Raw genomic sequence first — 3,768 nt, 5'->3', positions numbered from 1 at the left:
TTATGCTAAATCAACATACAAGATGCCAAGATAACATACTTCTAACCCAAAAATTCCGAAAGTTTCTAAAGCCATAGCCTCTCCGTTTTATTAGTTTAAGTTTATTGTTGATTCCCTCGACCACCCCATTCGTTGTCCTTCGCTCGAAATAACTAATTATTTCTCCAAACCAGTTTCGGATTGTTTGACAACTCTTAGTAAAAACACTGGTAAAAACACTGGAAGATTTTGCCAACCATTCTGAGATAGATAGCAGTCCTTCTGTCGGATTCTCTGAGGTTTCATAAATCTTTCTAAATTCTTCCTTTAATTCGTGCATCTTTTTCAAATTTGTCAAATTTTCTTTGATAGCTTCTAGTTTGAGTTTTTGGGGTTTCGTTAAATCTTCTTCATTTTTTAACAAGCTATATTTACTTCGCTTTAAAACTTCTAGTTTCGCTTCTTTTTCCGCTTTCTGTTTTTTATTTTTCTGCGCTTCTACCGCTCTTTTTTCTGCTCTTCTCTGTTCGTCTAACTCTTGATTAACTTGTTTTATTACATGGAATCTATCAGCGACTACCTCGGCCGATGGCATCAATTCTTTCACCAGATTTTTATAGAGCAACCAAAGGTCTATGCTCACTTCTTCAATTTGCTCTAACACCTCTTTTCCCCACCCCGTAAGCGTTTCTTTCAACTCTTCTTGTGTTCGCTTCTCTAGAATAGCTATTAGTTTTCCCGTATCTAAATTTACTAAAACCGCACAGTAATTTTTTTTGTCCTTTGACTAGAGCGATTTCGTCAATTCCTAGTCTTTTTAATTCCGATAAATCTGTCTCTGTAATTTCTTCGGCAATGTCCTCTAGAATTCTTTGAATCTCTTCTTCCGTTACGTCATTTCTTCGACTAATATTTAAAATATCTCCTTCTTTTAATTGTTCGAGTATATTCTCGGCTAGTCTTTTCGTATAGGTTCGTTTACTGGCGACAAAATCTAACTATTCACTAAAGGGTTTTCGACAATTATCGCACTTAAATTGACGACGATTAACTTGTAGGTACACTGGTTGTCCTGAGATTGGTAAATCTTTGACTAAATGTCGATGATTTTGGTGTAGTTTATCGCTCTCTAACCCACAATGAGGACAGATTACTTTTTGATTTTTCGATTCAATTCGGAAGACTATACCGATATTTTCTAGATGTCGATAGCCTTGAATAGAGGTTCCTTTTAGGTTCAAAAATTTGTCAAGTATCATAATTAAAATACTCTGGTTTTTGGCAATTATATCAAATTTTAACTCAATTCTCTATCTTTTGGCATTAACCTGTTTGTGCCTTAAATTTTTCTCTGTATAGGTTTCATCTATTTTTGAGCGTAGATACTCTCATCGAATTTTATTTTAAGTTAATTATTTGCATAACAATTTCCGAAGAGCCTTATTTGAGGATGAAGAAATTGATGATAGCTCTCTGAATGTGATTAAGGCGAGTCCCAGTGAATCGGTGCAATCTAAAGAGAGAAAAAAACGGAATCAAGAGAACCTCCCTGTGCGTAGTTTTCGGACTTTGTTGGAAGACCTGGGGACAATTTGCTTGAATACAGTAGAGTGTACGATTAGGGAGGGAAGTTATCGTTTTTCTAAGATAACTCGACCGACTCAACTGCAACAAAAAGCGTTAGATTTATTGGGAGTTTCCCTGATTTGTACCGAGTAACGGGGCGCTGGAAATTCTCTTAATCCCTTCTACAGCACAGCTTATGGCTTTTTGTCAACGGGGAAGTCCAGATATAATATAGCGCACCTAATTATCTCTGTTTCGATAAGACAAAGGGATTGGAATGTTCTCCCGACCAAGAGAACAATATTAGACCTCTTGCATAAATCCGAAAACAAACGATAGAAACAATAATGGGAGGGACTTTCAGTTAATTATTTATTAGTAGTTGATAATCTTCAAAAATGTTGCTGTACAAGGATCGACTTAAGACTTTTGCAAGAGGTCTACTGGTTACTGTTGACTGTTAGCTGTTCCGCTATCGCCTGATTTGACCATGACAGCAATTTCAGCAGACAAACTACCATTAGACATCTCCAAAAATTATAACCCAGTCACAGCTTGCTTTTAGCTTGTGTACTAATTAAATAGTTCGATAGCTGAAATGTATATCTGTCGTTGCTAATTCAATTTTACTGAAAAAATATGAGGCAATTAAAATAATTTTTATTCGAGTATATTCCTTGACTAGAAAGACTTTTGGTCTTGAGATAATATTATGGAGAGGTCTATTACTGTTTGGGGATGATTCTTCATGGCTTGAGCGGACTTAAATTTTAATTCTCTCTCTGTTATCATTCAAATAAAATTCTGAAACCTTCTTGCTTAAAATGATTGTCGTGGGTTAACACTTCACCGATTTTTAATCGTTGCATGACCGTCATTGAAATGCAATCTGTCAGGCTATATTCTTTGTCCGGGCGACGGCGGTATAACTCGAAGCCTTGCAAGAATGATTCTCGATTTTGGGGAATGATTTGAAGGCGGGGATTCTGGAGCAGATCATCAATAAATTCGACAGTACGCCGCCTCCGATTTGCTCCTTGGGCTGACATAAAATTCAGTACCTCTACCAAAACTTCATCCGTCGTCACAAGTTCAACGTTTTTGAGACTGGACGTGACTTCTCTGACTCGTTGATGCCAATTATCTTGGGAATTGATTAAAGCAACCCAGTAGAAAGTGTCGGCAAAAATTTGTTTCATTGCCTTTTCTTGGGACTCCCATAAAGATAATGGTCGTGTTCTTCTGCACCGTCAGTTGGAAGCGGATCAAGTTCTTCTTCAGGGAAGTTCAGATTCAACTTATCAACTATCTTTAAAATTGATTCTCCAGTTGTCTCCCCTTGAGATATATCCGAAGAAATCAGATGAGTTTCCAGAGCCTCTTTGAGTCGATTTAAAACGCCATCCAGAGAGCTATCTTGGTAATCAATCGGCTCTAATTCAGGAAAGTTAACTGAATATCCATCGGGATTCTTGGAGATGACAATACTGATTTTATTAACCATTTTAAGTCCTCCTATTTAACTTTAAATACTCAAAAGATTTTGCTGTTTCATTATAACACAATAAGCCTTAAAAATTCATTCAGTTTTCTCAGTCATTTCTCAGACTTAACTAAGGGAATTTGAGCGATAAATTTGATTGCCGTAATCGCCGATAGCGACGATCTCATCCGCCAATTCTTAATCAACTAGAATTGCTGAAGTTTCGCTTAGATGCCACTACTCGTACTTCTGTCTTAAAATTAGCTGGTGAAGGATAGAGTATAAAATCTATCGATCTATTTTAATATTTTTGGCATTAAGAGTTTCTTCTATCTTTATAACTTGGAAAGCCACAAAAAAGCACCCCCTCGCAGGAGTGCCCTTTCGTTCAGACTAGGAATTAACCATTGATAGCGGGAGCGGTCAGAGCTACGGGAGCCTGTTCACCACTAGCTAAGTCTAAGGGGAAGTTGTGAGCATTGCGCTCGTGCATTACTTCCATACCGATACCAGCGCGGTTCAGCACATCAGCCCATGTACCGATTACACGACCTTGAGAATCGAGAATCGACTGGTTGAAGTTGAAACCGTTGAGGTTAAACGCCATGGTGCTAACACCCATTGCCGTAAACCAGATACCGATTACCGGCCATGCACCTAAGAAGAAGTGCAGAGAGCGGCTATTGTTGAAAGAAGCGTATTGGAAGATTAAACGTCCGAAGTAACCGTGAGCGGCAACG

2 protein-coding genes and 3 pseudogenes are annotated in these 3,768 nt (G+C 38.0%); 1 reads left to right on the top strand and 4 read right to left on the bottom strand.

What is annotated here, in order from left to right; all coding sequences use genetic code 11:
- Positions 1–10: 10 nt before the first annotated feature.
- A pseudogene (locus tag IM485_RS08975) lies at positions 11–1,238 on the bottom strand (ISL3 family transposase).
- A gap of 181 nt (positions 1,239–1,419) precedes the next feature.
- Here IM485_RS08975 and IM485_RS22685 point away from each other — a divergent pair.
- Positions 1,420–1,698, top strand: a pseudogene (locus tag IM485_RS22685) (IS1634 family transposase); the annotation flags it as partial.
- Between the two features lie 635 nt (positions 1,699–2,333).
- On the opposite strand, the gene IM485_RS08965 reads toward IM485_RS22685, so the two are convergent.
- The 3 genes and pseudogenes from IM485_RS08965 to IM485_RS08955 all read right to left on the bottom strand — a co-directional run.
- Entirely contained in the window at positions 2,334–2,744 is a 411-nt protein-coding gene (locus tag IM485_RS08965) for a type II toxin-antitoxin system VapC family toxin (protein ID WP_104397622.1), read from the bottom strand.
- Positions 2,741–3,049, bottom strand: a complete 309-nt coding sequence (locus tag IM485_RS08960) for a hypothetical protein (RefSeq protein WP_104397621.1) — start codon at positions 3,047–3,049, stop codon at positions 2,741–2,743. Before IM485_RS08960 ends, IM485_RS08965 begins: the two co-directional genes overlap by 4 nt.
- 379 nt (positions 3,050–3,428) lie before the next feature.
- A pseudogene (locus IM485_RS08955) lies at positions 3,429–3,768 on the bottom strand (photosystem II q(b) protein); the annotation flags it as partial.

The organism is Microcystis sp. M169S2 (assembly GCF_020245865.1).
In the GTDB taxonomy this organism is placed as follows: domain Bacteria; phylum Cyanobacteriota; class Cyanobacteriia; order Cyanobacteriales; family Microcystaceae; genus Microcystis; species Microcystis ichthyoblabe_A.
The sequence above is the reverse complement of the archived record's forward strand: the minus strand, read 5'-3'. Positions and strand labels throughout refer to the sequence as shown.

Excerpts from the sequence above, each read along its gene's own strand:
- IM485_RS08965 (WP_104397622.1), bottom strand. The coding sequence starts at position 2,744 with ATGAAACAAATTTTTGCCGACACTTTCTACTGGGTTGCTTTAATCAAT.
- IM485_RS08960 (WP_104397621.1), bottom strand. The coding sequence starts at position 3,049 with ATGGTTAATAAAATCAGTATTGTCATCTCCAAGAATCCCGATGGATAT.